We start from the raw sequence: 25,601 nt of genomic DNA on the forward strand, positions 1-25,601 counted from the left end.
TGCTGAACTTGTCACGCCGACACCACGGGACGCAGTAGATTCGATCATGTATTTACGGCGGGGGATCCACGTGCAAGGCCGAGGGGAAACGTGCAGGTGCGACCAGACCAAGGAGTCGCGACACCCAAGGGGGGCTTAGCCATGAGCCAGGATTCCACCGCCGTCGTCGCGGACGCCGGCAGGAAGCTCGCGGGGCGTCGCCGCAGGGAGATCGTCGCGGTGCTGCTGTTCAGCGGCGGGCCGATCTTCGAGAGCTCCATTCCACTTTCCGTGTTCGGCATCGACCGGCAGGACGCGGGAGTTCCACGCTATCGACTGCTCGTGTGTGCCGGGGAGGACGGTCCGCTGCGGACCACCGGCGGACTCGAGCTCACCGCGCCGTACGGGTTGGAGGCGATCGCCCGGGCAGGCACGGTCGTCGTTCCGGCCTGGCGCTCGATCACTTCACCGCCGCCTCCGGAAGCGCTCGACGCACTGCGTCTGGCGCACGAGGAGGGTGCCCGGATCGTCGGACTGTGCACGGGAGCCTTCGTGCTCGCCGCCGCCGGTCTGCTGGACGGCCGGCCCGCGACGACGCACTGGATGTACGCGCCGACGCTGGCCAAGCGGTACCCGTCCGTCCATGTCGATCCGCGCGAGCTGTTCGTCGACGACGGCGACGTGCTCACGTCCGCGGGCACCGCGGCCGGAATCGACCTGTGCCTGCACATCGTGCGCACGGACCACGGCAGCGAGGCGGCCGGGGCACTGGCCCGCCGGCTCGTCGTCCCGCCGCGCCGCACGGGCGGCCAGGAGCGCTATCTCGACCGGTCGCTGCCGGAGGAGATCGGCGCCGACCCGCTGGCCGAGGTCGTCGCCTGGGCGCTGGAGCACCTCCACGAGCAGTTCGACGTGGAGACCCTCGCCGCCCGGGCGTACATGAGCCGGCGCACGTTCGACCGGCGCTTCCGGTCGCTGACCGGCAGCGCGCCGCTGCAGTGGCTGATCACCCAGCGGGTGCTCCAGGCGCAGCGGCTGCTGGAGACCTCCGACTACTCGGTCGACGAGGTCGCCGGGCGCTGCGGGTTCCGCTCGCCGGTCGCCCTGCGCGGGCACTTCCGGCGGCAGCTGGGGTCCTCCCCGGCCGCCTACCGCTCGGCCTACCGGGCGCGCCGGCCGCAGGCCGAGGTGTCCCAGGTGGCCGAGATCCAGGGGAACCCGGTACCGCACCAGCGCACTCCGCAGCCCCAGCGGGCCGCGGCGGCCCTGGCCGCGGCGGGCCCGACGGTGACCGAGCTGTACGCCCCGAACCGGGTCCTGCGCGAGCACGCGTAGCTTCCGCGACGGGCACTGCCTGACGAAGGTCCCCCGCACCGGTCCTCACCGATGCGGGGGACCTTCCGCGTAATCCGCATAAGCTGGGCCGCATGAACGATCGCATGGTGTGGATCGACTGCGAGATGACCGGGCTCTCGTTGACGGACGACGCACTTATCGAGGTGGCCGCACTGGTCACCGACTCGGAGCTCAACGTGCTCGGCGAAGGCGTGGACCTCGTGATCCGCCCGCCGGACGCGGCCCTGGAGACCATGCCCGACGTGGTGCGCGAGATGCACACCGCCTCCGGCCTGCTCGACGAGCTGGCCGGCGGGATCACCCTCGCGGACGCCGAGGCGCAGGTCCTGGCGTACGTACGGGAACACGTGAAGGAGCCCCGCAAGGCTCCGCTCTGCGGGAACTCGGTCGGCACCGACCGCGGCTTCCTGCTGCGTGACATGCCCGCGCTGGAGAGCCACCTGCACTACCGGATCGTGGACGTGTCCTCGGTCAAGGAGCTGGCGCGCCGCTGGTACCCGCGGGCCTACTTCAACAGCCCGCCGAAGACCGGCAACCACCGGGCGCTCGCGGACATCAAGGAATCCATCGCCGAGCTGCGCTACTACCGGGAGGCTGTCTTCGTGCCGCAGCCCGGGCCCGACTCGGACACCGCCCGGGCCATCGCCGCCAAGCACACCCTGTCCGCCGAATAGGACCCGGCAGGACCCTCCGGAGACGGGTCGGGGGAAAGGGGGGCGCGAGCACCCTCCCGGACCCTGTACCCTTTTCTTCGGCCGGTCGGTTCTCCGACCGGACATGGTGGGTGTAGCTCAGTTGGTAGAGCACCTGGTTGTGGTCCAGGTGGCCGCGGGTTCAAGTCCCGTCACTCACCCTGCGAGAGGGCCCCGGTCCGCGAAAGCGGACCGGGGCCCTCTGCGTTTCCCGACCGACTCCGGCCGGGCCGGAGCCGCCCGGGTGAAATGCCGTTCAGGGCGGCGCTGTTGGACCCGGGCATCGCGGTGGTCAGGCGCGGAAGGCGTCCGCGTGGTCCTCGGCCCAGGTTTCGAAGGAGCGGGCCGGGTGGCCGGTGAGGCGCTCGACGGCGTCGGTGATCTCGACCGGGAGCCCGTCGCTCGCGGCCCAGTAGTCGAGGAGGGCATCGGCGTAGGGGCCGGGTATGTAGCCCTCGACGGCGGACTTCCACTGCTCGGCGGTGACGGACTCGAAGGGCACCGGGGCGCCGAGCACCCCGCCGAGTACGGCCAGCTGGGTCGCGAACGTCAGGGAGTGCGGGCCGGTCAGGTGGTACGCGCGGCCGCCGAGGGCGGGGTCGGTGAGGACGGCGAACGCGGCCTCGGCGAGGTCGGCCTCATGGACCGGATCGCAGTGGGCGCCGGGGTAGGGCAGCTGGACCGTGCGGCCGGACTTCAGCGACCAGGCCCAGCCGAGGGCATTGCTCGCGAAGGAGCCGGGGCGCAGCAGGGTGGTGCGCAGCGGGGAGGCCAGCAGGGCCTCCTCGACGGCGAGATGGGAGGCGGACAGCGGGCTGTCGGCCGCGCCCGGCCCGAGCACCGAGGAGGAGGACAGGAGCACGACGTGCTCGACTCCGGCGGTGACGGCCTCCTTGACGAAGGCACCGACGGCGGCGGCCTCGGCGTAGAGGAAGACGGACCGGACACCGGCCAGGGCGCCGGGGAAGGTCGAGGGATCGGTGAGGTCGCAGTGGACGGCGTCGGGCGTGTCCGGCTCGCGGGAGGCGAGGCGGTGGGGGATGCCGCGGGCGGCGAGGAGGGAGACGAGGCCGCGGGCGACGGCGCCGCGGGCACCGGTGACGAGGATCGACATGGCGGGTTCCTGTTCCTGTTCTTGTTGCTGTTCCTGCTGCTGTCCCGGCGTGCGGCTCACGCTAGGATGAGTACGTGGCGCAGATTCTGCACGATCAATATTCTGCGTCACGCAGATAAATCTCAGGCATGGAGAAGCCGATGTCAACCGATTCCCCTCGTTCGAGTGACTCCCGTACCGAGTGGAGCCGCGCCGAGCTGCTCACGCGCATCGTCACCGAGAGCCAGCGGCACTACGCCGACTACTCGCTCTTCAACCAGGCCATGGCCGACCACGTCGGGCTGCACCCCACCGACATGCAGTGCGTGGCCCTCCTCGACATGGAGCCCGGCCCCGTCAGCACCGGTGACATCGCCCGCCTCACCGGCCTGACCTCCGGCTCCGCCACCCGCCTCGTCGACCGGCTGGTCAAGGCCGGCGTCGTCGAGCGGCACGCCGACCCCCACGACCGCCGCCGCTCCCTCGTCTCCCTCGCCCCCGAGGCCCGCCGGCGCATCGGCGAGGCCTGGGACACCCCCGGCCGGGCCTTCGGCGCGGTCCTGGAGAGCTACTCCGACTCCGAACTCGCCGTCATCGCCGACTACCTCCACCGCGCCGCCGAGGTCGGCCGGTCCCAGGCCCAGCGCCTCAACTCCGGCGGCTGACCTCCGGGCCCCACCTCCCCCGGCCGGGCAGGCGGGGCTGCCGAAGCCCGCATTCCGCGGCTACGGTCTGCCCGACGGGCAACGGTGCGCGCCGGAGACACGGGAGGGTCGGCGTGCGGATGGAGGTTGTCCGTGTCCGGATCCGACGCCGCCCCCGGCGGCTTGCGCGGAGTGTTCGCACTCGGCGGCAGTGCCCTGCCCGTCTACGCGTTCCTTGCGCGGCTGCCCGCCGCGCTGTGCCCCATCGGGACGCTCCTGCTCATCAACGAACGCGACGGCATCGGCGACGCCGGGACCGTCGCGGCCGCCCTCTGGCTCGGCCAGGCCCTCGGCGGCCCGGTCATCGGCCGGCTCGCCGACCGGCGCGGCCACCGCCCCGTGCTCCTCGTCGCCTGCGTCGCGAACGCCGCCGTCCTGGCCGCCCTCGTCGCGGCCGTCCTCGGCGGGCTGCCGCTGCCGGCCCGGCTGGCCCTCGCCGTCGCCGCCGGGCTCACCTTGCCGCAGGTCGGCCCGCTGGCCCGGGCCCGCTGGGCGCACCTGGCGGGCGAGGACAGGGCCCTGGTCGGTACGGCCCTGTCCTTCGACACCACCCTCGACGAGGTCGGGTTCGTGGTCGGGCCCGCGCTCGCCGGGATCCTGGCCGTGACCGTGCACCCGGCCTCCGCGCTCGTGCTCGCCGCCGGGCTGATCCTGCTCTTCGGGACCCTGTTCGCCGTCCACCCGACCGCGCCCGGCCCCGCCGGGGCACCGGACACCGGCGCCCCCGACGCCGGTGCACGTGCCGACGTACGGCTGTGGTCACCGGAGCTCGTGCTGCTGTGCGCGATGGCCGTGCTGCAGGGAGCCGCGTGGAGCGGGGCCAACACCGGGGTCAACGCGCTCGCCGAGTCGCTGGGCGAGCCGGGGACGGCCGGGCTGGTGTGGGCGGCCATGGCCGTGACCAGCTCGATCGCCGGCTTCGTGACGGTCGCCCGCCCCGGGTCGGCGGACCTGGCCGTACGGCTGCGCCGGACCATCTGCGCACAGGCGCTGCTCACGCTGCCGCTGCTCGCCGTGTCGGGGCTGCCCGGCGCCGCGCTCGCCGTCGCCGGGATCGGGCTGGCCGTGGCCCCCCACCTGATCGCGCTGTTCGGGCTCGTCGAGCGGGCGGGCCCGGCGCAGCGGAGGGGCGAGGCGATGACGGTGGTGGGCAGCGGCCTGATCGTGGGCCAGGCGCTGGCCGCGGCGGCCGCCGGTCCGCTGGCGGAGGCGTACGGCCACCGGGCAGCGTTCGCCGTGGCGTGCGCGGCGGCGGCCGCCTCCGCGGTGCTCGCGTGGGCGGCCGCCGGTCCGGGGCTGCGCCCCGGCCCGGCTAACCGGACATCGCCGCGAGCCCCTTCGCCAGTCCTGCCGCATCCATCACCGGAGATACCTCCACCTCCGCGTTGAACTGCAAGAACAGGTCCTGCACCAGCGGCGGCAGATCCGAGCTGTCCTGGAGGTCGAAGACGATCCAGCAGGACCGGACGCCCTCGTGGAGCCCGAAGTAGGCGGCCTCCGGCTTGACCGCGTCCATGAGCTTCTTCACGGCCTGCGGGAGGGCGCCGCTCTTGATGCCCTCATTGGTGGCCGCCGTGTCCATGTGGGCCCTGAGCATGACTCTCATGCGCGACTCCTTCCGTCAGGCCCACGTTCGGGCGGGGCGCCGGGCCCGGCAACATCTCGGCGCCCGTCCGTGGCCGCGCCGCCCCGGCCCCGGTCAGGAGCCGGTGGCCCGCGGGTTCGCGCCCTGGATGTGGAAGTTGAAGTCCGTGTGGCCGAGGGCTCCCATCAGGCGGAGCCAGATGGGCAGGAGCATCTCGGTGCCGCGGGCCGTCTCGATGCCGCCCAGGTCCAGGACGCTCGCCTCCGGCCAGCCGAAGGAGTACAGCAGCTCGCGTACGGACTTCTTGGCGTCGGCGTCCTCGCCCGAGAGGAAGACGGTGTGCTCGCCCGGCACTCGGGCCGGCTCGACCATGATCCGGCAGTTCATCGTGTTCAGCGTCTTGACCACCCGCAGCCGCGGGAACGTCCGCTGGAGCAGCTCGCCCAGGCTGTCGTCGTCCACCGGGTCGAGGGTGGGCGGGAACCCCTGCGAGAAGTCCAGCGGGTTGGCGATGTCGATCAGCACCTTGCCGTCCAGGTGCGCGGCGTCCGCCTCCGTCAGGGCGGCGACGCTGACCTGCCCGCCGGTGGCGTTGACCAGGGCCTCGCCCTGCCGGGCGGCTTCCGGGAAGGAGGCGAGGCCGACCTGCGGGTGGGCCTCCTGCCATTCGGCGTACTCGGTACGGGCGAGGGTGGCCCGGGGGTCCCGGGTGCCGATGACCACCTCGTGTCCGAGCGAGTCGAGGCGGCCGGCCACCGTACGGCCGACGATCCCGGTGCCGAGGACTGCGTAGCGCATGACCAGTTCCATTCCGTTCGGGGGAAGGACAACCAACCACCCCGTACGGTATGCCGCCCGGGCCCGCCGCGGGCGAAAGCCGGCGAGCCGGGCGAACGGGCGGACCGGCGGACGCCCGTCAGCCGCCGCGCCGCTTGCGGCGGCCGCGGCGCGTCCGCACACCGCCCGCACCGCCCCGCGCCCGGTCGTCCAGGGCGATCCACACCCTGACCTCGGTCCCGCCGAGCATCGAGCGGCCGATCCGCACGTCGCCGCCCGTCGATTCCGCGACCCGGCGCACGATGTCCAGGCCGAGGCCCGTCGAGCCGTCCCGCCCGCCGTCGTTGCCGCGCCGCAGCGCCGCGTCCGGATCGGCGATGCCGGGCCCCGCGTCCGAGACGAGCACGATGACCGCGTCCCCCGCGTCGTGGACGTCCACCGCGAACGGGGTGCCCTCGGGGGTGTGCCGGAACACGTTGCCGAGCAGGGCGTCGAGGGCGGCCGCGAGCTCCGGCCGGGCGACCGGGAGCCGCACCGTGCGGTCCACGCCCGCGAGCCGCACCTCACGGCCCTCGTCCTCGGCCAGCGCCGACCAGAAGTCCATCCGGTCGCGGATCACCTCCGAGGCGTCGCAGCCCGCCCCGGCCCCGCCCGCGGCGGCTGCGGGTGCGCGCTGTTCACGGGCCGTACGGATGATCGTGTCGACCTCCCGTTCCAGCTGTTCCACCGCTGCCCGGGTCTGCTCCGCGGCCGGACCGTCGCCGAGCGAGGCCGTGTTGAGCCGCAGCACCGTCAGCGGCGTCCGCAGCCGGTGCGAGAGGTCGGCGGCCAGCTCCCGCTCGTTGGCGAGGAGTTCCACCACCTGGTCCGCCATCGAGTTGAACGCGACGGCCGCCGAGCGGAGTTCCTTCGGCCCGTCCTCCGGCACCCGCGCCCCCAGCCGGCCCTCCCCCAGCTGGTGCGCGGCGTCCGCGAGCCGCTCGGCGGGCCGCACCAGCCGGGCGCCGAGCCGGTCGGCGACCGCCACCGAGCCCACGATCAGCGCCAGGCCGACGCCCGCGAGGACCACCCAGGCCGTCGCGACGCCGTTGCTGACCTCGCTCTCCGGTACGAAGATCTCCACGACGGCGATGTCCCCCGACCCGAGGGCGGTCGGCTGGAGCAGCGCCGAGCCGCCGCCGGCCAGCGGGGTGGTCATCGCCCGGCCCATCCGCCGGGTCTCCGCCACGGCGTGCGCCCCGGCCCGGCCGGTGCCGATCTCCACCGGCGCGCCGCCGCCGATCGCGGGCACGTGGACCGCCATGCGCTGGGCCGCGCCCATCTGCGTGGACTCCACCGCCTTGCGCAGCTGCACCGGGTCGGTGGTGATGGACAGGGTCGGCCCGATGGTGGCCGCCTGCCGCTCGGCGTTGGAGAAGGCCCGGTCGCTGGCCATCTCCTGGACGACCAGCCCGAGCGGCACGGCGAAGGCCACGACCACCATGGCCGTGACCGCGAGGCACACCTTGACCAGCGCCCATCTCATCGCGCGCCCACCGCGTCCACCGCGTCCACCGCGCTCACCGGGGCGGCTCCAGCTTGACGCCGACCCCCCGCAGGGTGTGCAGATAGCGCGGACTGGCAGCGGTTTCGCCCAGTTTGCGGCGCAGCCAGGACAGGTGCACGTCGATGGTCTGGTCGTCCCCGTACGACTGCTGCCACACCTCGGCGAGCAGCTCGCGCCGGGCCACGACCACCCCGGGCCGCCCGGCGAGGAAGGCCAGCAGGTCGAACTCGCGCCGGGTCAGGTCCAGCACGGCCCCGTCCAGCTCGGCCTGCCGCCGCAGCGGGTCGATGGCCAGCCCGCCCACCCGCAGCACCCGCGAGGGCGGCTCCCCGCCGGCGGCCGCGCGGGCGCGCCGCAGGACGGCGGACATCCGGGCGGAGAGGTGCTCCACGGAGAAGGGCTTGGTCAGGTAGTCGTCGGCGCCGTCGTTGAGGAGCCGGACGATCTCGGCCTCGTCGTCGCGCGCGGTGGCGATGATCACCGGTACGTCGGTGATGCCGCGCAGCATCTTGAGCGCCTCCGACCCGTCGAGGTCGGGCAGCCCGAGGTCGAGGATGACCACGTCGAACCGGTGGTGGGCGACCTCGCGCAGCGCCTCGAGGGCCGTGCCGACGCTCCGCACGGTGTGCGAGGCCTCGGTCAGGTGCCGGATCAGGGCGGAACGTACGAACTGGTCGTCCTCGACCACGAGCACACTTGCCATGGGCGGCACCGTAGTCCATTCGGGGGACCACGCGGGGTGTCGGGACACCTCTGGGGCGAGTGGTGCAGTATGTGCCCTGATGCACCGAGGACTTGTTCATGCTCTCGCCTGGACGCTGGCGACCGGGGCGGCGGTGACGCTGTCCTGGTGGGGCGTGCACACGGTCATGTCCGGAACGGCCTACGATCCGCCGCTGGCGGTGCCGCTGACCACGCAGCCGCTGTCCTCCTCGACGCACCGGGCGGCGGCGCCCTCCTCCGAACCGGCCCCCGACTCGCCCTCCCCGTCCCCCTCCCCGTCGGCGTCGCCCTCCACCACCGCCTCCGCCGCGAAGCCCCCGCAGAAAGCGGCCCCGCCGAGCCCGCGCCCGGAGGAGCAGCAGGGCGACGGCGGGGATCCGGGCAAGGTGAAGGCCTACCCGGTCACGGGTGGCCGGGTGGTCTTCGACCTCGGAGCGTCCTCGGCCGAGCTGGTCTCTGCGACGCCGGACGCCGGCTGGCAGATGCAGGTGTGGAAGCAGCCGTACTGGATCCGGGTCACCTTCACCAAGGCGGGCCGGGAGATGTCGGTCTTCTGCACCTGGAACGGCCACCCGCCGCTGGTGGAGACGTACGAGGGGTGAGGGCGCGTCAGACCAGGACGGTGATGTTCGTCGCCTGGGGCCCCTTCGTGCCCATGCTGACGTCGTACGTGACCTTCTGGTTCTCCTGGAGCTCCCTGAAACCGTTCGACTGGATCTCGCTGTAGTGCGCGAAGACGTCCGCGGTGCCGTCCTCGGGCGCGATGAACCCGAAGCCCTTCTCCGCGTTGAACCACTTGACGGTGCCCTGAGCCATGTCTCTGTCTCCCTGCTGCCTGGTGGTGCCCGGGCACCCCGGCGGGGCACCCGACTCGCAGACATACCCGGCCGCGCACCGTTCGGAGCGCAAGGTCATCCGTACGAGGGCGTGTCGCGCCGGGTCGCGGCCCCTCAGCGGAAGACGGACGGCGGGGGCTCGGGCGAGGCCACCGCCGAGGCGTCGGCGACCGGGGCCGCGCCGCCCGCGAAGTCGGCGAGGGCCCGGCCGTGCTCGACCCGGCCGGGGTGCGGGTCGCTCGCCACCCGGCGGGTGAACTCGGCGACCGGCAGCTCCCGGTCGGCGGCAGCCAGCACCGCATTGCCGAACCGTTTCCCCCGCCACACCACCGGGTCGGCGGCCAGCGCCAGGTGCTCGAAGCGGGAAGCGGCCGTCGCGATCTGGCCCTTCAGGTGCGCCAGCGGCGGGCCGTCCGCGAGGTTGGCCACGTACCACCCGCCGGGCGCGAGGGCGCGGCGTACGTCGTCCAGGAACTCGGCGCTGGTCAGGTGCGCCGGGGTGCGCGCACCGCTGAACACGTCCGCGATCACCAGGTCCGCCCAGCCGTCCGGGACCTTGGCCAGGCCCGCCCGCGCGTCCACCGCCCGGACCCGGACCCGCGCCTGCGGGTCCAGCGGCAGGTGTTCGCGTACGAAGGCCACCAGCGCGGCGTCGATCTCCACGACCTGCTGGGTCGAACGGGGGCGGGCGGCGGCCGTGTAGCGGGCGAGGGTGAAGGCGCCGCCGCCCAGGTGCACCACGTTCAGGGGCTGCCGGGCGGGCGCGACGAGGTCGATGAGGTGGCCGATCCGCCGCTGGTAAGCGAAGTCCAGGTACCCCGGATCGGCCAGGTCCACGTGCGACTGCGGGGCTCCGTCGATGAGCAGGGTCCAGGCGTCCGCGCGCTCGCGGTCGGGGGCCAGCTCCGCCGTGCCGCCGCCCACCTGCCCGACGACCGCCTCGGAGGTACCGCGCCCGCGCTGTCTGCTGCTGCCCCTGCCCTTGCCTGCCACCACTCCATTGTCGCCGGTCAGCGGCAGTTGTCCGCCGCCTCGATGAGGCGGGCCGCCTCGCCGAGCGCGGCGCGCAGCACTTCCGGGTCGGTGACCGGGCCGACGGCCTCCGGGGGGAGCAGCCAGCCGGTGTCGCCGGCGGTGGGCGACACGTCGACGTCGCCGAAGCGCATGCCGCGGCCGTTGGTCTGGGTGCACGCGCTGCCCGGCAGGTCCCAGGCGTCGGCCGTGCCGGGCGGGACGAGGAAGCCGAGGGTGTCGCCGGACCCGTCGTGCAGCACCGGGCCGACCCCGCCGGCCAGGCTGGCGGCGCGGCGGATGATGTCCACGGCCTCCAGGCCCTGCCGGGCGGGCACGGTCACCAGGTCCGGCGCCTGTGCCGGGGCCGCGACCAGGGCGGCCACGACGCCCGGGGCGACCGCGACGACCGGGACGGGGGTCGCGCCCGAAGACGCGGGCGCGGTGTTCATTCCAGTGCTCTCCATGCCGCCCTCCACCAAGGGAACCCCTCCTCGATCCGCGTACGAGCCGGGCGGGAGTCAGCTCACACCCCGCATGGGCTCAACGCGCCAAAACGTCAACGGGTGCGGCGGCAAGACGCTGCAAAGGATGGCAGTTCATGGCGGATCGCGGGTGAGATATCCCTTTTGTAGCCAAACACCGCATGAGTCGTCCGCCGCTGGCGGTACGTTCATGCGCGCCGGGCCCGGCCCCATCCTGCGGAACCGGCGGTGCGTCCCTTGCCAGAGAGGCCACGTCCATGGCGGCGTTCCCCCACTCACCCAATCAGACGTTCCGGCGGCTGCGCGGGCAGCACTCCCCGGCCGAGTTCGCGGCCATGGTGCGCCGGGCCGCGAAGGAGATCGGAGAAACGGTTTCCTGCGACGCCCGCTACATCGGCCGGGTCGAGTCCGGCGAGATCCGCTGCCCCAACTACGCGTACGAGCGGGTCTTCCTGCACATGTTCCCCGGCCGGACCCTGGCCGACCTGGGCTTCTCCCCGCGCGAGGCGGTGCGCGGCCGGTCGGCGCAGCGCACCGGCCCCTTCACCCACAAGGAGAGCGACGTGCTGCGTCGCGCGTTCATGGCGGGCGGCTCCGCGACCGTGGCGGCCGCGACGATCGGCCTCCCCCTGCTCGGCGACACCCGCCGGCCGCCCTCCCGGGCCGGTGAGTCCGAGGCGGCGGCGGTCGAGGAGGCCGTGCGCCAGATCCGGCTGCTGGACGACCGGCACGGGGCCGACGCCCTGTACCGCAGGGCCGCCGAACCCCTGCGCGCCGCCTACGCGCTGCTCGATGCGGGAGCCACCCGGCAGTCCACCGAGGACCGGCTGCACGCGGGCGCCGGTGAACTGGCCATCTCGGTGGGCTGGCTGGCCCACGACTCCGGCCGCTTCGAGGACGCCCGCTCGCACTACGCGGAGGCCCTGGCGACGGCCCGGGTCGCCGGGGACGCGGGCCTGGAGGCGCACGCGTTCAGCAACATGGCCTTCCTCGCCCGGGACTGCGGGCGGCCGCGGGAGTCGGTACGGGCCGCCCAGGCGGGCCGCCGCGCCGCCCGCCCCCTCGGTTCCCCCCGGCTGCTCTCGCTGCTCGCCCTGCGGGAGGCGGGCGGCTGGGCGGGCCTGGCGGACCGCAAGGCCTGCGAGGAGGCGCTGACCCGGGCGCACACGGAGTTCTCCCGCGGCGAGGCGGGCGCGGACCCGGAGTGGATGTCCTTCTTCGGCGAGGCCGAGCTGGAGTCCCTGGAGTCGCGGTGCTGGGCGGCCCTCGGGGAGCACGCCCGCGCGGCCCGGCACGCCCGCCGCGCGGCGGACCTCCAGGATCCGCACTTCGCCCGGAACGTGGCCCTCTACACCGCCGAGCTGGCCGACGACCTGGCCCGGGCCGGCGCCCCCGACGAGGCGGCCTGGGCGGGCGGGCGGGTCCTGGACCTGCTCGCCGAGGTCCAGTCCACCCGGATCCGGTCCATGCTCTCGGGGACGGCCCGCACCCTGGTCCCGCACCAGCCCAGCCCCCGCGTGGCGGAGTTCCTCACCCGCCACGCCACGGCCTGACCGGCCGCCCGGACCGGCCGCCCGGTCAGGTCAGGTCGGGTCAGCCGCTGACGTACTCGTACACCGCGCCGTCGGGGTGCCGGAGCACGGCCCGCCGCCCGTTCGGCGTGTCGGCGGGCGCGGCGACGACCTCGGCGCCGGCCGCCTCGCCCTGCGCGACGACCGCGTCCAGGTCCGCAACGCCCAGGGTCGCCGCCACCCCGGCGAACCGCTCGGCGACCGCGTCCGGTCCGCTGAAGAGGAGGAAGGGCCCGACGGCCGCCAGCTCCAGACCGGCGAACGCGAACCGGTTCGCCGGCTCGCCGGTCAGCCGTTCGTAGAAGGACGAGGCCGCGTCGAGGTCGGCCACGTGTCGTCGCAGTACCACGGAGGTGATCGCCATGGCCCCATCCTCGCAGCCCCGTCGATCGCCCAACCACCCGCCCCCGCAAGGGACTTCGGGCTACGGTCAGACGTCCAGGTGACCGGTGTCGTTCCAGCGCTCCAGCGCCGGGGCCCCGTACGCCCAGCCCAGGACCGACAGGGAGGTGGGCTCCAGGCGGATGCGGGCGCCGAAGGAGGCCTCGAAGCCGAGCCAGCGGGCGGCCAGGGTGCGCAGGATGTGGCCGTGGGCGAAGACCAGCACGTCGCGCTCCGCAGCCCGGGCCCAGGCGACCACCTCGTCCGCGCGGGCCGCGACGTCGGCGACCGACTCGCCGCCCGGGACGCCGTCGCGCCAGATCAGCCAGCCCGGGCGGACCGCCTGGATCTCGGCCGGGGTCATGCCCTCGTAGTCGCCGTAGTCCCACTCCATCAGCGCGTCCCACGGGTCCGCCCGGACACCGAAGCCCGCCAGCTCGCAGCTCTCGCTCGCACGGACCAGCGGGCTGGTGCGGACCTCCACGCCGGGCAGGCCGTTCCACGGGGCGCGGGCCAGCCGCTCGCCGAGCAGCTTCGCGCCCCGCCTGCCTTCCTCCAGCATGGGCACGTCGGTGCGTCCGGTGTGCTTGCCGAGCTGGGACCACGCCGTCTGGCCGTGGCGGGCCAGGAGGATTCGGGGGGCCATTGGAGATTCTCCCGGTACGTGAGGGCGTAAGGGTTCGCACGCTTTGTGGTGGTTCGGGCTATTGAGTCGTCCGTCCATCATCCATCACGTGAACACCAGGCAACCCACCGTGTCGCACAAGCGTCCTACACCGTATGACTGATCGGCAGAAGCCCACCCGCTGGTGGGCCGAACTGCTGCTCCTGGGGCTCGTCTACGGCGCGTACACCGGTGGCAGACTCCTCGCCCGGGGCGACGTGCACCTCGCCGTCGGCCACGGCCTCGCGATACTCCGGGCGGAGGAGCTGCTGGGCATCGACTTCGAACGGCCGCTCAACCGGCTGTTCTCCCACGAGGGACTGCTCGGCATACCCGCCGACTTCGTCTACGCCTCCCTGCACTACCTCGTCACCCCCGCCGTGCTGGTCTGGCTGTACCTGCGCCGGCCGCAGCACTACCGCAGCGCCCGCACCTGGCTGGTGGTCTCCACCCTCCTCGGGCTCGTCGGCTTCACCCTGATGCCCACCTGCCCGCCCCGGCTGCTGGACGCCGCGCACGGGTTCACCGACACGATGGCCCAGTACAGCGCGTACGGCTGGTGGGGCGCCGAGGCCAGCGCGCCGCGCGGGCTCGGGGGCCTGACCAACCAGTACGCGGCCATGCCGAGCCTGCACGTCGGCTGGGCCCTGTGGTGCGGGGTCCTGCTGTGGCGGCACGGCCGCCACCCGCTGCTGCGGGCGCTCGGCATCGCCTATCCCGCCGTCACCACGCTCGTGGTCATGGGCACGGCCAACCACTACTTCCTGGACGCGGCCGCCGGGGCCGCCGTGATGGCCGCCGGGTACGCGGTCTCGCGCCGGCTGTCCGCCCGTACGGCCGGTTTCCGCGGTAAGACCACGATTGTCAGTGGCGGATGGGACACTTCCGCCCGTGAGCTCCTACCCGCCCAGCGGCCCGCCCCGGAAGACGACTCTGCGGCAGCGGCTCGCTGACCTGCGCGGCCCCGCCGTGCCGCCCCGCCCGCTCGACGCCCGCGCGCTGGCGGCGCTCGCCGCCAACCCCGGATGCGGCAGACGAGCCCTGCTCGACGGCGCCGGCGTGGACAAGACCGCCCTGGCCGCGGCCCTCGGCTCGCCCGCCGCCTTCGGCCAGTCGCAGTTCGCCATCGTCCGCGGGAACTCCTTCGAGGCCAGGGTCAAGGGCGACGGCGGAGCCGCCCTGCTGGAGCTGGTCCACCGGCACCTGGGCGACGGAGCCGAGCCGCCCGGCCCGGGCGCCCGCGTCCCCGACCTGACGGCCGCCGGGCCCGAGGGCCGCGCCGCCCGCACCGCGCTCGCCCTGCGCGAGGCCACCGCCGCCGGGGCCGCCACCGGGGCCTGGACCCTGCTGGACCACCCGATGCTGGCCCTGGAGGTGGCGGGCACCCCCGCCTATCTGGAGCCCGACGCCGTCGTGGTGCACCCCGACGGCCGCTGGACCGTCGTGGAGATCAAGTCGTTCCCGCTGATCGACGGGGCGGCCGATCCCGCGAAGGTGGGCGCCGCCGCCCGGCAGGCCGCCGTCTACGTCCTGGCCCTGGAGAGCACCGCCGAGAAGCTGGCCTCCGCCGTGGTCGGGCACACCGTGCTGCTCGTCTGCCCGAAGGACTTCTCCAACCTGCCGACCGCCGCGCCCGTCGACGTCCGCCGGGAGCGCGCCGTGACCCGGCGCCAGCTGGACCGGCTCACGCGCGTCGAGGAGCTGGCCGCGGCCCTGCCCGAGGGGCTCAGCTTCGACCCGGCGCGGCCCGCCGAGGAGCTGACCGAGGCGGTCTCGGCCGTCTCCGCCGCCTACGCCCCCGAGTGCCTGGCCGCCTGCGAACTCGCCTTCCACTGCCGGGAGCGGGCCCGCGCCGCCGCCGAGGTGACCGCCCTCGGCCGCTCCGTACGGGGCGAGCTCGGCGCGCTCACCACCGTCGAGGAGGCGCTCGCGGCCGCCGCCGGCGGCGGCTGCCCCGACGACCCGACCGCGGCCGCGCTGCACCAGGCGGCCCGGCTGCGCGCCGAGGCCCTGGAGGCGGCCGCATGTCCCTCCTGAACACCCTCGCGCGCCTCGAAGCCGTCCGGGCGGGCCGGGCCCGGCCGCTGGCGACCGTACGGCACCGGCATCTGAGCGAGCGCCCGCTGGTCCTCGTACCCCTGACGACGGCGGGCGAGGCCGGGGCCCCGCTCGGCGCCCTGATCGGCACCGATCCCGCGGAGCCGCGGGTCCTGGTGGTACCGCAGCCGCGCGACCGGGACCTGCGCTGGACGTTCCTGGCGGAGCTGGCGGACGTGCTCCTGCCGTACGTGGACGGGTACGCGGACGACGTCGAGTACGTGGAGCGGACCGAGACCGATCCGGAGACCGGCGCGAAGAGCAAGGTCTCCGCCGAGCTGTGCCTGGACGCGCCCCAGGTGATCGTGCCGAGCCGGGCGGGCATCGAATACGTCCGGCTGCTGGGCCGGTCGATGCGGTTCCGGCGGACGGCCGAGGAGGACCCGGAGAACCCGTATCCGGCGCCCACCCGGGTCCCGCTGCTGGGGCGCTGGTTCACGCACCTCGGCGAGCGCTCCCGGGTCCCGGGGGCCGCCATGCTGATGTCGGCGACGGAGCTGCTGGGGCGGCACTGGGCCACCGGCCAGAGCAACCTGGAGGACCAGCACCTGGGCGCGCTGCTGTCGTGGATAGCCCCGCCGGAGGGGGAAACGGGCGCGGAGGCGGCCCTGCGGGCCGAACTGGGCCGCGACCGGGACGGGCGGCTGCTGGTCCCGCCCGCCGGACCGGCCACCGACCCGGCCTTCGACAACAAGCTGCTCGCCCCGGCGATGGCCCGCTACGACGCGGCGCGCACCGCGGGCGACGGGCCGGCCCTGGACCGCGCCGAGGCGGCCGTCCGGGAACTCGTCGCGGAGCAGATGCGGCCGACCTGGCGGGCGGTGTGGCAGTCGCTGGAGCTGCTGCGCGCGCTGCCGGCCGGGGAGCGGGCCGAGGAGCGCTGGACCCGCGACCGCTGGTCGTACACCGGCCACCGGGACCGGGTCCGGGCGGGCGAGCCCCCGCAGCCGCGCCGCGACGACGCGGTGACGGCGGCCCGGAAGCTGGCGACGCGGGAGACCGAGCAGGTGCGGCTCGACGCCCAGGAGGCGCTGGACGATCCGCTGGTGATGGCGGGCCGGCGGCTGTCGGGCGAGGCGTTCGCGGGCGAGGTCACCGAGGTGGTGATGGAATGGACGGAGTCGAAGCGGCCGAGTCCGCGCCCGCTGGTGACCGTGGCCACGGAGGACCGTCCGCAGCTCGCGGAGGGCGGCGGGGGCAAGGTGTTCCGCTCGCTGGACGGCCGCCCGCAGGCGGCGCAGTTCGTCCGCTTCGAGGAGGACGGCCGGCTCGTGCTGCGGCTGCTGGACAAGATGGGCCGCGGCCGGGAGCCGGAGCCGGGCTCGGTGCCGGAGAAGGGCGACCGGGTCTGCTGGACGCTGTTCGAGCACGACGCGCGCGGCGGCCCGAAGCTGCCGGAGCCGGAGCAGACCCCGTGGACGCACGGCGGACCGCCGGGATCCGCGACCGCCGCCGTGCTGCCCGACGCCGTGACCGACGAGGACATCCTGTGAGCACCGCTTTCGATCCGGGCGCGGCCGCCGCCGAGGCGACCGCCGCCATCCTGCGCGACACGCTGCACGGCAGCGAGCGCGGCGTGGTCGTCGACTCCCCGCCGGGGGCCGGCAAGTCCACGCTCGTGGTGCGGGCCGCCCGGGAGCTGGCCGCGGCCGGCCGCCGGCTGATGGTGGTCGCGCAGACCAATGCGCAGGTCGACGACCTGGTGCTGCGGCTCGCCGACAAGGATCCGGAGCTGAAGGTCGGCCGGCTGCACAGCAGCGACGGCGACGCGTACGACCCGGCGCTGCGCGAGCTGCCCTCGGTCACCCTCTCGGCGAAGCCGGGGGACCTGGCCGAGCTGCCGATCACCATCTCCACGGCGGCGAAGTGGGCGTACGTGAAGGACACGGAGCCCTGGGAGCACGCGATCGTCGACGAGGCGTACCAGATGCGCTCGGACGCGCTGCTGGCCGTGGCCGGGTTGTTCGAGCGGGCGCTGTTCGTCGGCGACCCGGGGCAGCTGGACCCGTTCAGCGTGGTCGGCGCCGAGCAGTGGGCGGGGCTGTCGTACGACCCGTCGGCGTCGGCGGTCAGCACCCTGCTGGCCCACAACCCGCAGCTGCCGCAGCACCGGCTGCCCGTGTCCTGGCGGCTCCCGGCGACGGCTGCGCCGCTGGTCTCGCAGGCGTTCTACCCGTACACGCAGTTCCGCAGCGGTACGGGTCATGGCGAGCGGCGGCTGTCGTACGGGGTCGCGTGCGACGGCTCGGGCCCGGACCGGGTGCTGGACGAGGCCGCCGAGTCGGGCTGGGGCCTGCTGGAGCTGCCTGCGCGGCACACCCCGCGCACCGACCCGGAGGCCGTGCGGGCGGTGGCCCTGGTGGTCCGCCGGGCGCTGGACCGCGGGGCGGTGACGGCGGACGAGCAGTCCGAGGCCCCGGCCCCGCTGACCGCCGACCGGATCGCGGTCGGCACGGCGCACCGCGACCAGGCGGCGGCGGTCCGCGCCGCCCTGGCGGAACTGGGCGTCACCGGGGTCACGGTGGACACCGCGAACCGGCTCCAGGGGCGGGAGTACGACCTCACGGTGGTGCTGCACCCGCTGTCGGGCCGCCCGGACGCGACGGCGTTCCACCTGGAGACGGGCCGCCTGTGCGTACTGGCCTCGCGGCACCGGCACGCCTGCGTGGTCGTGGCCAGGGCGGGGATAGCGGAGCTGCTGGACGACCATCCGTCCACGGAGCCGGTCCAGTTGGGGGTGACGGTCAAGTTCCCGGACGGCTGGGAGGCGAACCACTCGGTCCTCGCACACCTGGCCGAGCACCGGGTGGCCTGGAAGCCCTGAGGGGCGGCGCTCTTGCGCGGCGTTGGACAATGGAGGGTGGCCCGGAAGGATCCCGAACGCGCAGCAGGAGGACACGCATGGCAGAGCCCGAGCGGACGACCGAGCGGAAGCTGCGGCCCGCGCCGCTGCTCTTCGAGCCCTCGGAGGCCGCCACGGACCCGGAGCACTTCTTCGACCTGGAGTCGATCGAGGACCCGCGGGAGCTGCTGGCCCGCGCCACCGAGCTGACGCTCGCGTTCCGGGCGGCGCAGGACCGGGCGGTGGAGTTCCAGGCGCTGGCCGCCGCGCAGCTCGCCGATCCGCGGCGGTTCGACCGGCTGCCGCCGGCGGCGATCGCCGCGCAGGCGGAGTGGACCGAGGACTACGCGCGCAAGATGATCGAGTTCGGCGAATCCCTGCAGCGCGAGGCGGGCCCGGAGGCCCCGTAGGGGGTGTCGCGGGCTCGGGGCGGGGCTCGGGGCGGGCTCGGGGACGGGGCCGGCTACTGGGGGGCCTGGCGGCACGCCGCGGTCGCGACGATCCCCTCCACGCCGGCCTGGGTCAGCCCCTTGGTGCAGCCGTCCTCGTCTCCCACGAGACCCACGTAGCACGCGAGCCGGATGGCGTCCGTGACCTCGGCACCCTGCAGCTGGACGATGTCCTGGCAGGCCTCGATGTCGGCGTGGGCCGCCGGAGCGGCGACGGCGGCGCCGCCCAGGGCGAGCGCCAGGGCGGCGAGGACACCGGGGATACGAGCCGAACGACGCATGGGAATGCACCTGCTCTCGGTCGGGACCGCGGTCCCGGGTGCCCCGGACCGCGCGCGGGGGCGGCCGGGCCAGCGCCCGAGGGCGGAGGCCGGAGTCCCCGGCGCCGTGGAGCGGGCTCACCGGCGGGGCCGGGCGGGCGAACCCCCGCTCATACGACGCTAGAACAGTTCCGCAGGCCACGCACTCGCGACCGCCCGGGCCCGGCCACGGGCCCGGTGCGCCGGTCTCGCGCCGGAACCGCAGATGACGCAGGTGGCATATGCGGGGCGCAACATAGCCCACCATCCCCCGTCCTGTCCCGGTTTTCCGTAACTCCTGGAAACCGGATCACTACGCCCGGTAGACCGGTCCGCATGACGACGCTGACGACGGCACCCGCCTGCCCCACCCCCGACGCACGCACCGCCACCCACGTCACCCCCCATGGCGCCGCCTGGCTCGCCTCCGCGTCCGCACACCCGCACAGCACCCTCGCCCTGTGGGAGGCCCGGGCCACCGCCCCCGCCACCCTGCCCTGCGGGACCGCCTTCGACGTCGTCAACGTCCCGCTCGTCCTCGGGCGCCGGATGCTCGACCTGCTCCTCGCCGAAGGCCCCGGCTCCGGGCCCGTCGCCGTGCACCGCGGGCGGATGCTGCTCTTCGCCGCCACCGGGACCGCCCACCGGCTGCCCGCGCTGCTCGCCTGGGAGGAGTGGGGCAGCTCGGCGCCCGCGCCCCTGTGCCACGGCCGCGGCGACGCCGTCACCGTGCCGCCGCTGACCCCCGCCCCCGGGCCGTCGCGCTGGCTCGTCGCCCCCGACACCCGCGCCCCCTGGCTCCCCGGACCCGAGGCCCTCCTGTGGGCGTACGTCCGCGCCGCCCGAGCTGCGGATATCGATTTTTCCTTCCGGCCATCTCCCTGCTAATGTCTTCCTCGTCAGCAAGCGCCGCTAGCTCAGTTGGTTAGAGCAGCTGACTCTTAATCAGCGGGTCCGGGGTTCGAGTCCCTGGCGGCGCACAGACGGAAGAAGGCCCCCACGCAAGTGGGGGCCTTCTTCGTGTTCCGGCAGAACGCTCCCGCAGCGCTGCGCTACGTGGTGATCTTGACCGTGTACGCCCCCGACGGGGTGCGGTCCGCCACCTCGATCCGGATCCGCTCCCCGGGCACCGTGAACGCCTGCCCCACCTCGAGCGGCGCGTCCGCCAGCGGCGGGTACACCGAGCGGTCCCAGCAGGCCTCCGTGTCCGGATGCCCGTCGAGCACCTCGATCGGACCGCCGCCCGACGCCGCCTCGTTGCGCACCCGGTAGACCAGGACCCCCTCCGTACAGGTGTCCCCGTCGTTGCCGGCGGACCCGCGCGCCTCGACGGCGATCGCACTGCCGGTGCCCGTACGGATCACCGCGAGCCGGGTCCCGCCCGTGGCACCCGCCGCCGGGGCCTGGGCCAGCGGCAGCAGGGTGTGCAGCGAGGATCCCGACTGCACGCAGTCCACCTGCGACGCGTCGAGCCAGCCGAGCTTCCACTTGTGCCAGGCGAACAGGTCCGGGGCCATCCCGAACTGGCTGCCCATGACGTCCCAGTCCCCGACGTGCGTGTCCCAGTCGCCCTTGCCGTCCGTCGGCCGGTGGTAGAGGTCGGGCAGGTCGAAGACGTGCCCGGTCTCGTGCGCCAGCACGTTCCGGTCCGGCGGGTGCCGCTCGAAGACGGTCACGATCCGCCGCAGGTCCGTCCCGTCCGCCCTGATCGGCCGGTCGAAGTTGACGACCTTGGTGGCGTCCGAGTCCACTCCGGGCGCGTCCGGGTCGGCGACGAAGTACACGACGTCGTACCGGGAGAAGTCCACCTCCCGGTCGGCGGCGGCGACCGCGTCCCGCAGGTAAGCGGCCCGGTCCTCGGCCGCCCAGTCGCGCTGTATCCCGTACGCCGTGGACGGCTTGGGCATTTGGATCCACTGCTTCTGCGGGTGCGGGACCAGGTGGAACCTCCCGTACGAGGCCCGCTCGAAGAAGTCTCCGGTCGCGGGGAAGTAGTCGCCGGTCAGCTGCTCGGTCGTCAGGGTGGTCCGGTGGTCGGGGAAGGAGAGGAAGACCATGACCGCGTCGAGGGTGTGCTCCGGCTTGGGGTAGGCGCGGTTCCAGGTGTCCAGGCCGAGGGAGTGGTGCGCGGACGTACGGGTCAGGGCGCACGGCGCGGCCCCCGGGACGGCGACCGCGGGACCCGCGACGAGCGACATGGCGGCGAGCGCCGTCAGGGAGGTGAGCGCCGCCGCCGTGCTTCTCATGCGGGAGCGTTCCACTCCCCCGGGTGTCTGCTGTCGCGGCACATCGACCTCCGGTGGTGGATTCGTCCATCTCGTTCCACCTTGAGGCGATTGTCTTACTAATGCCCTGTTCCGCTGCCCCACACGAGTGAGCACTACGGCAAGCCGGTGACCCCGGGGGTTCACCCACATGCCTACACAACGTCACGACCGATCACGGGAGATCAGCAGGGAGCTTCCGCTGCTCAGAGCTGTGCAGAAACGATCGCCCGGGATCCGGCCGGCGAGGCGTCAGCACGCCGAAGTCCCGTGCCCCGCACGGCGACGCCGCTGGATAGGGCCGTACGGTGCCTCTATGATCGGCACACTTTCCTGCACGGACACTCACGAGCACTGCGGGAGCCAACGGTGAGCGGAACCTCAGAGGGAACCGGTTCGGCGGCCGACAGCATCCGATCGGCCATTACGGAGCGTCACCAATCAGTGCCGGCCGTGCCGACGTCGCCGCCCCGCACCGAGTCCGAACTGCGCGATTACCGGGCCGCCTTCAACGCGGCCCACCTCGCGATGGCCGTCGTCGACCGCTCCGGCTACGTCGTCGCCGCCAACGCGGCGCTGGCCGGGCTGCTGGGCAGCGAGCCGCACGCGCTCGTCGAGCAGTGCGCGGCCGACCTGGTCGACCTGGGTGCCGAGGCCCGTACCTGGCAGGCCTACCAGGAGGTGCTGCGCGGCCGGCAGGCCAGACTGCGCTGCACCCGCCGGCTCAAACACCCGGACGGGCACTCGCTGTGGACCGAGGTCACCCTCGGGCCCGTGCCCGGCACCCGGGACGTGCTGCTGTCCGTCGCCGACATCAGCGACCGCCGCGACCTCCAGGCCCGGTTGCGGCACCTCCAGATGCACGACCCGGTGACCCGGCTGCCCAACCGGGCGCTGTTCTTCGAGCGGCTCTCCGCCGCCCTGGAGGCCTCCTCGTACGAGCAGGGCGGCACCGGGCGGATCGGCCTGTGCTACCTCGACCTCGACGGGTTCAAGGCCGTCAACGACACCCTGGGCCACCGGGTCGGGGACCGGCTGCTGACCGCCGTCGCGGCCCGGCTGACGCAGTGCGCCGACCAGTCCGGGTACGGGCGCACCGGCGGGCACCTCGTGGCGCGGCTCGGCGGCGACGAGTTCGCCCTGCTGGTCGAGGACTCCACGGGCACCGAGCAGCTCGCCGACCTGGCGCGCAGCGTACTGGCCGCCGTGCAGGAGCCGTTCGACCTGGCCGGGCAGCGACTGTCGGTGTCGGCGTCCATCGGCGTCGTGGAGCGGGCCACGGACGGGACCTCGGCGACGGGGCTGATGCAGGCCGCGGACACGACCCTGTACTGGGCGAAGGCGGACGGCAAGGCCCGCTGGACGCTGTTCGACCCGGAGCGCAACGCGCACCGCATGACCCGCCAGGCGCTCAGCTCGACGCTGCGGCCGGCCGTGGAGCGGGGCGAGTTCGCGCTCGAGTACCAGCCGCTCGTGGACCTGGAGAGCGGTGCGGTGCGCGGGGTGGAGGCCCTGGTCCGCTGGAACCACCCGCAGTTCGGCACGCTGACGCCGAATCGGTTCATCGGAATTGCGGAAGAGGACGGCTCCATCGTCCAGTTGGGGCGGTGGGTGCTGCGGACCGCCTGCCGGCAGGCCCGGCGCTGGCAGATCGAGCAGCCGAGCGACTGTCCGGTCTTCGTCTCCGTCAACGTGGCGGTACGGCAGGTGTGGGACTCGGACCTGGTCGGCGACGTGGCGGAGATCCTGGCCGAGACCGGGCTGGCCCCGCAGCTGCTCCAGCTGGAGCTGACCGAGTCGGCGGTGATGGGCTCCGCGGGGCGGCCGCTGCAGGCCCTCCAGGCGCTGAGCGACATGGGGGTGCGGATCGCCATCGACGACTTCGGCACGGGGTACTCGAACCTGGCGTACCTGAGCCGGCTGCCGGTGTCGGTCCTGAAGCTGGACGGCTCCTTCGTACGGGGCTTCCGCTACGAGGAGGGCACCCACCCGAACCCGGCCGACGAGACCATCGTCGAGGCCCTGGTGCAGCTCGCGCACCGGCTCGGCCTGACGGTGACGGCCGAGTGCGTGGAGACCGCCGGCCAGGCGGCCCGGCTGCGCCGCGTCGGCTGCGACACCGGCCAGGGCTGGCTGTACTCGCGCGCGGTGGCCCCGGAGCTGATCGCCGAGATGATCGGCACCCGCCCCGGGGCCTGAACCCGGTCCAGGCCCGCCCCACATCCCCTGTGCGGGGCTGCGGGGCGGGTTGCCGTCGGCAGCCGGCGGGGGCGGTTACGGCCGCTCGGTCCTGGCCGAAATACGCCTATCGGGACCGGTACACCGGAATACCCTTGAAACGATCTTGTCGCTGCCCCGGATCGGGGCGCGACCCGTTCGATCGAGGGGGAACCATGAATCCGACCCGAGCTGCGCTCGTCCTGACCGCGACCGCGCTGGCCCCGGTCCTGCTGCTCTCCACGCCGTCCTTCGCCGCAGCCACGGCGGCCGCGCCGACCGCCGCGGCGGTGGCCGCGGTCGCGGACTCGGACGCGGACAATGCCGTCGCCATCGCCAAGCTGCTGGCGGACCCCGCCAGCGGAAGGGCCGTGAAGCGCGAGGCCCAGAAGGCCCTGGACGGCACCCCTGCCGACCGGGTCGCGTTCCTGACCACGGGCCTCGCGATCGCCCAGGACGAGGACAACAAGGTCGCCATCCTGCGGATCCTCGCGGGCAAGCCGGGCAAGGCGGTGACCCTCGAGGCCAACAAGGCCCTCGACGGCACCGCCGCCGACCGGGTCGCGTTCCTGACCACCGGCCTCGCGATCGCCCAGGACGAGGACAACAAGGTCGCCATCCTGCGGATCCTGGCCGGCAAGCCGGGCAAGGCCGTGACCCGTGAGGCCAACAAGGCCCTCGACGGCACCGCCGCCGACCGGGCCGCGTTCCTGAAGACTGGCCTGCGGCTCGCCCAGGCGGAGGACGACCGCGTCACCGTCATGCGCATCCTGACCCGCCCCGGCATCAGCCCGGCCCTGTACGCGGCGGCCGAGAAGGCGCTGAACGGCACGCCGGAGGAGCTGCGGTACTTCATCACGGTCGGCCAGTACCAGGTCTGACCGCGTGCGGCAGCCCCCGCCGAGGGGGCTGCCGCTCCGGCGTACGGTCAGAGGCTCCGGACGAACGCCCCGAACGCCTCCGGGGCCACCGAGAAGGCGGGCCCGTCGGGCCGCTTGGAGTCCCGCACGGCGACGCCACACGGCTGCGCGGCCACCTCGACACACTCGCCGCCGTTGGAACCGCTGTACGAGGCCTTGCGCCATGCAATCGGGCCGAGGGGAGCGCACTCAACGCACTCGCCGCCGGTTGTTCCGCTGTAGGACGACTTACGCCACAGCGCGCCCGCCAGGTTCTGGTTGCTTCCCATAGCGTTCCTCCATTACGCGAGCGATCAGCGTGGCCGAGCGCTCCGGGGGGAGCGCTGCGGCTTGCAGTCGAGCGTAGCCGAACGAACGTTCCTTGATCACTGACGAGTTGGCTGTCATGTGCCCCTGGGCGTAGCCCTCCTCATAAATCACTTCTGGGTCGTCGTCAAAGCGGAGCAGGGTGAACGACCCGAGCATTCCAGTATGTTGTCCGGCTGAAAAGGGCAGCACTTGGATCTGCACCCACGGGTGCTCAAGGAAACTCAGCAGATGAGCGAGCTGCTTCCGCATCACGTCACGGCCGCCGACCTCCTGATGCAACACGGCCTCCGTGAGCACCACCCACAAGGCTGGCTGATGCTCGCGCTTCAGGATGTGCTGCCTGTCCATGCGGGCGGCCAGCAGCTCGTCGACTTGCTCCGGTCGATCGACCCCGAGCAGGGCACGTCCGTAGCCCTCCGTCTGGAGGAGTCCATGCACCAACTGGCACTGGAACGTGGAAATAAACGTGGCCCGGGCCTCCATCTCCGCGTACGCCTGGAACCACGTCGGCAGCACGCTTCGCAGGACCAGGCCCACCAGCCGGGAGAAGTGCCCGTCCGTACCCAGGGCGACATCCAGCCGCTCCGAGAAGTCCCGGGTCGGCACCCGCTTCGTGCACTCGACCTGGCCGATCAGCGAGCCCGTGCAGTAGATGATGTCGCCCAACTGCGTCTGTTTCAGACCGGCCTGCTCTCTCAGCCTGCGCAGTTCGTAGCCGTAGTAGTCCAGCGGCGAGGCGCTGGGATCGAGGTCACGGGCCTGAACCATGAGACGGCACCCCCAAGCGGAAACGAGCTTGTG

General features: G+C 73.8%; 27 protein-coding genes, 2 tRNA genes and 1 pseudogene. 16 read left to right on the top strand and 14 right to left on the bottom strand.

The genetic code is table 11. The features are described from left to right. Positions 1-141: 141 nt before the first annotated feature. The 3 genes from ACFYXK_RS04515 (at position 142) to ACFYXK_RS04525 (ending at position 2,188) form a co-directional block, all read left to right on the top strand. Positions 142-1,314, top strand: coding sequence for a helix-turn-helix domain-containing protein (locus ACFYXK_RS04515; protein WP_389409766.1), 1,173 nt, complete (start codon positions 142-144; stop codon positions 1,312-1,314). Positions 1,315-1,406: 92 nt separating this feature from the next. Then, a complete protein-coding gene (gene orn / locus ACFYXK_RS04520; protein ID WP_383513354.1) occupies positions 1,407-2,009 on the top strand; it encodes an oligoribonuclease in 603 nt (200 codons plus the stop codon). 106 nt (positions 2,010-2,115) lie between these two features. Continuing rightward, positions 2,116-2,188 (top strand) — tRNA-His (locus tag ACFYXK_RS04525). A gap of 131 nt (positions 2,189-2,319) precedes the next feature. Here ACFYXK_RS04525 and ACFYXK_RS04530 read toward each other — a convergent pair. Beyond that, complete coding sequence (locus tag ACFYXK_RS04530; protein WP_389409767.1) at positions 2,320-3,201, bottom strand: NAD(P)H-binding protein; 882 nt, start codon at positions 3,199-3,201, stop codon at positions 2,320-2,322. A gap of 80 nt (positions 3,202-3,281) precedes the next feature. On the opposite strand from ACFYXK_RS04530, the gene ACFYXK_RS04535 reads away from it, so the two are divergent. Then, a complete protein-coding gene (locus ACFYXK_RS04535) occupies positions 3,282-3,785 on the top strand; it encodes a MarR family winged helix-turn-helix transcriptional regulator (protein ID WP_383513361.1) in 504 nt (167 codons plus the stop codon). A 132-nt stretch (positions 3,786-3,917) separates the two neighbouring features. After that, positions 3,918-5,213: an MFS transporter gene (locus tag ACFYXK_RS04540; RefSeq protein ID WP_389409768.1), complete on the top strand. Its 1,296-nt coding sequence runs from the start codon at positions 3,918-3,920 to the stop codon at positions 5,211-5,213. Here ACFYXK_RS04540 and ACFYXK_RS04545 read toward each other — a convergent pair. The 4 genes from ACFYXK_RS04545 to ACFYXK_RS04560 form a co-directional block, all read right to left on the bottom strand. Continuing rightward, positions 5,137-5,430, bottom strand: a complete 294-nt coding sequence (locus ACFYXK_RS04545) for a hypothetical protein (protein ID WP_389409769.1) — start codon at positions 5,428-5,430, stop codon at positions 5,137-5,139. The genes ACFYXK_RS04540 and ACFYXK_RS04545 overlap by 77 nt on opposite strands. A 93-nt stretch (positions 5,431-5,523) precedes the next feature. Continuing rightward, complete coding sequence (locus tag ACFYXK_RS04550; protein ID WP_389409770.1) at positions 5,524-6,207, bottom strand: NADPH-dependent F420 reductase; 684 nt, start codon at positions 6,205-6,207, stop codon at positions 5,524-5,526. Between the two features lie 118 nt (positions 6,208-6,325). Further along, a complete protein-coding gene (locus ACFYXK_RS04555) occupies positions 6,326-7,711 on the bottom strand; it encodes a sensor histidine kinase (protein ID WP_389409771.1) in 1,386 nt (461 codons plus the stop codon). A 34-nt stretch (positions 7,712-7,745) separates the two neighbouring features. Then, positions 7,746-8,435 carry a response regulator transcription factor gene (locus ACFYXK_RS04560; protein WP_383513368.1) on the bottom strand — a complete coding sequence of 230 codons (690 nt, stop codon included), beginning with the start codon at positions 8,433-8,435 and terminating at the stop codon, positions 7,746-7,748. A 79-nt stretch (positions 8,436-8,514) separates the two neighbouring features. Here ACFYXK_RS04560 and ACFYXK_RS04565 point away from each other — a divergent pair, with 79 nt between their 5' ends. Next, positions 8,515-9,057, top strand: coding sequence for a hypothetical protein (locus ACFYXK_RS04565; protein WP_389409772.1), 543 nt, complete (start codon positions 8,515-8,517; stop codon positions 9,055-9,057). A 7-nt stretch (positions 9,058-9,064) separates the two neighbouring features. On the opposite strand, the gene ACFYXK_RS04570 is transcribed toward ACFYXK_RS04565, so the two are convergent. The 3 genes from ACFYXK_RS04570 to ACFYXK_RS04580 all read right to left on the bottom strand — a co-directional run bounded on the left by ACFYXK_RS04570 (position 9,065) and on the right by ACFYXK_RS04580 (position 10,769). Next, entirely contained in the window at positions 9,065-9,271 is a 207-nt protein-coding gene (locus ACFYXK_RS04570) for a cold-shock protein (RefSeq protein ID WP_389409773.1), read from the bottom strand. 134 nt (positions 9,272-9,405) lie between these two features. After that, positions 9,406-10,311, bottom strand: a complete 906-nt coding sequence (locus tag ACFYXK_RS04575) for a spermidine synthase (protein ID WP_383513513.1) — start codon at positions 10,309-10,311, stop codon at positions 9,406-9,408. Continuing rightward, positions 10,302-10,769 (bottom strand): hypothetical protein, encoded by a 468-nt coding sequence (locus ACFYXK_RS04580; protein ID WP_389409774.1) that lies wholly within the window; start codon positions 10,767-10,769, stop codon positions 10,302-10,304. The genes ACFYXK_RS04575 and ACFYXK_RS04580 overlap by 10 nt, the downstream gene beginning before the upstream one ends. Before the next feature lie 275 nt (positions 10,770-11,044). Here ACFYXK_RS04580 and ACFYXK_RS04585 point away from each other — a divergent pair, with 275 nt between their 5' ends. Continuing rightward, positions 11,045-12,340, top strand: a complete 1,296-nt coding sequence (locus ACFYXK_RS04585) for a tetratricopeptide repeat protein (RefSeq protein ID WP_389409775.1) — start codon at positions 11,045-11,047, stop codon at positions 12,338-12,340. A gap of 40 nt (positions 12,341-12,380) precedes the next feature. Here the strand turns inward: ACFYXK_RS04585 and ACFYXK_RS04590 are convergent, their stop codons facing one another. Then, positions 12,381-12,722 carry a VOC family protein gene (locus ACFYXK_RS04590; RefSeq protein ID WP_389409776.1) on the bottom strand — a complete coding sequence of 114 codons (342 nt, stop codon included), beginning with the start codon at positions 12,720-12,722 and terminating at the stop codon, positions 12,381-12,383. 66 nt (positions 12,723-12,788) lie between these two features. After that, the gene (locus ACFYXK_RS04595; protein WP_389409777.1) at positions 12,789-13,385 is read right to left on the bottom strand and encodes a histidine phosphatase family protein; all 597 of its coding nucleotides are present in this window, start codon (positions 13,383-13,385) and stop codon (positions 12,789-12,791) included. A 134-nt stretch (positions 13,386-13,519) separates the two neighbouring features. On the opposite strand from ACFYXK_RS04595, the gene ACFYXK_RS04600 reads away from it, so the two are divergent. From ACFYXK_RS04600 to ACFYXK_RS04620, 5 genes are all read left to right on the top strand, one after another. After that, positions 13,520-14,356 (top strand): phosphatase PAP2 family protein, encoded by an 837-nt coding sequence (locus ACFYXK_RS04600; RefSeq protein WP_383513381.1) that lies wholly within the window; start codon positions 13,520-13,522, stop codon positions 14,354-14,356. Next, positions 14,295-15,440: a hypothetical protein gene (locus ACFYXK_RS04605; RefSeq protein WP_389409778.1), complete on the top strand. Its 1,146-nt coding sequence runs from the start codon at positions 14,295-14,297 to the stop codon at positions 15,438-15,440. Before ACFYXK_RS04600 ends, ACFYXK_RS04605 begins: the two co-directional genes overlap by 62 nt. Further along, entirely contained in the window at positions 15,428-16,993 is a 1,566-nt protein-coding gene (locus ACFYXK_RS04610; RefSeq protein ID WP_389409779.1) for a hypothetical protein, read from the top strand. The genes ACFYXK_RS04605 and ACFYXK_RS04610 overlap by 13 nt, the downstream gene beginning before the upstream one ends. Beyond that, a complete protein-coding gene (locus tag ACFYXK_RS04615; RefSeq protein WP_389409780.1) occupies positions 16,990-18,324 on the top strand; it encodes an AAA domain-containing protein in 1,335 nt (444 codons plus the stop codon). Before ACFYXK_RS04610 ends, ACFYXK_RS04615 begins: the two co-directional genes overlap by 4 nt. 77 nt (positions 18,325-18,401) lie before the next feature. Continuing rightward, positions 18,402-18,752, top strand: coding sequence for a hypothetical protein (locus tag ACFYXK_RS04620; RefSeq protein WP_266629035.1), 351 nt, complete (start codon positions 18,402-18,404; stop codon positions 18,750-18,752). 53 nt (positions 18,753-18,805) lie between these two features. On the opposite strand, the gene ACFYXK_RS04625 is transcribed toward ACFYXK_RS04620, so the two are convergent. Beyond that, positions 18,806-19,072 carry a hypothetical protein gene (locus ACFYXK_RS04625; RefSeq protein ID WP_383513388.1) on the bottom strand — a complete coding sequence of 89 codons (267 nt, stop codon included), beginning with the start codon at positions 19,070-19,072 and terminating at the stop codon, positions 18,806-18,808. 354 nt (positions 19,073-19,426) lie between these two features. Between ACFYXK_RS04625 and ACFYXK_RS04630 the strand changes: the two are divergent. Both ACFYXK_RS04630 and ACFYXK_RS04635 read left to right on the top strand, forming a co-directional pair. Continuing rightward, positions 19,427-20,006, top strand: a pseudogene (locus ACFYXK_RS04630) (hypothetical protein). Continuing rightward, positions 19,997-20,070 (top strand) — tRNA-Lys (locus tag ACFYXK_RS04635). The pseudogene ACFYXK_RS04630 and the gene ACFYXK_RS04635 overlap by 10 nt, the downstream one beginning before the upstream one ends. 72 nt (positions 20,071-20,142) lie before the next feature. Here the strand turns inward: ACFYXK_RS04635 and ACFYXK_RS04640 are convergent. Further along, positions 20,143-21,336, bottom strand: a complete 1,194-nt coding sequence (locus ACFYXK_RS04640; protein WP_389409781.1) for a M6 family metalloprotease domain-containing protein — start codon at positions 21,334-21,336, stop codon at positions 20,143-20,145. 387 nt (positions 21,337-21,723) lie between these two features. Between ACFYXK_RS04640 and ACFYXK_RS04645 the strand changes: the two genes are divergently transcribed. Both ACFYXK_RS04645 and ACFYXK_RS04650 read left to right on the top strand, forming a co-directional pair. Further along, positions 21,724-23,553 carry a putative bifunctional diguanylate cyclase/phosphodiesterase gene (locus tag ACFYXK_RS04645; protein WP_389409782.1) on the top strand — a complete coding sequence of 610 codons (1,830 nt, stop codon included), beginning with the start codon at positions 21,724-21,726 and terminating at the stop codon, positions 23,551-23,553. 194 nt (positions 23,554-23,747) lie between these two features. Continuing rightward, a complete protein-coding gene (locus ACFYXK_RS04650; RefSeq protein WP_389409783.1) occupies positions 23,748-24,452 on the top strand; it encodes an ALF repeat-containing protein in 705 nt (234 codons plus the stop codon). A gap of 47 nt (positions 24,453-24,499) precedes the next feature. Here ACFYXK_RS04650 and ACFYXK_RS04655 read toward each other — a convergent pair whose 3' ends face one another. Together ACFYXK_RS04655 and ACFYXK_RS04660 are read right to left on the bottom strand one after the other, a co-directional pair. Further along, entirely contained in the window at positions 24,500-24,760 is a 261-nt protein-coding gene (locus ACFYXK_RS04655; RefSeq protein ID WP_389409784.1) for a DUF397 domain-containing protein, read from the bottom strand. Then, positions 24,720-25,568: a helix-turn-helix transcriptional regulator gene (locus ACFYXK_RS04660; protein ID WP_389409785.1), complete on the bottom strand. Its 849-nt coding sequence runs from the start codon at positions 25,566-25,568 to the stop codon at positions 24,720-24,722. Before ACFYXK_RS04660 ends, ACFYXK_RS04655 begins: the two co-directional genes overlap by 41 nt. Between the last annotated feature and the right edge of the window lie 33 nt (positions 25,569-25,601).

Origin of the sequence: Streptomyces sp. NPDC002209, from assembly GCF_042890265.1 — a bacterium.
Lineage (GTDB): Bacteria > Actinomycetota > Actinomycetes > Streptomycetales > Streptomycetaceae > Streptomyces.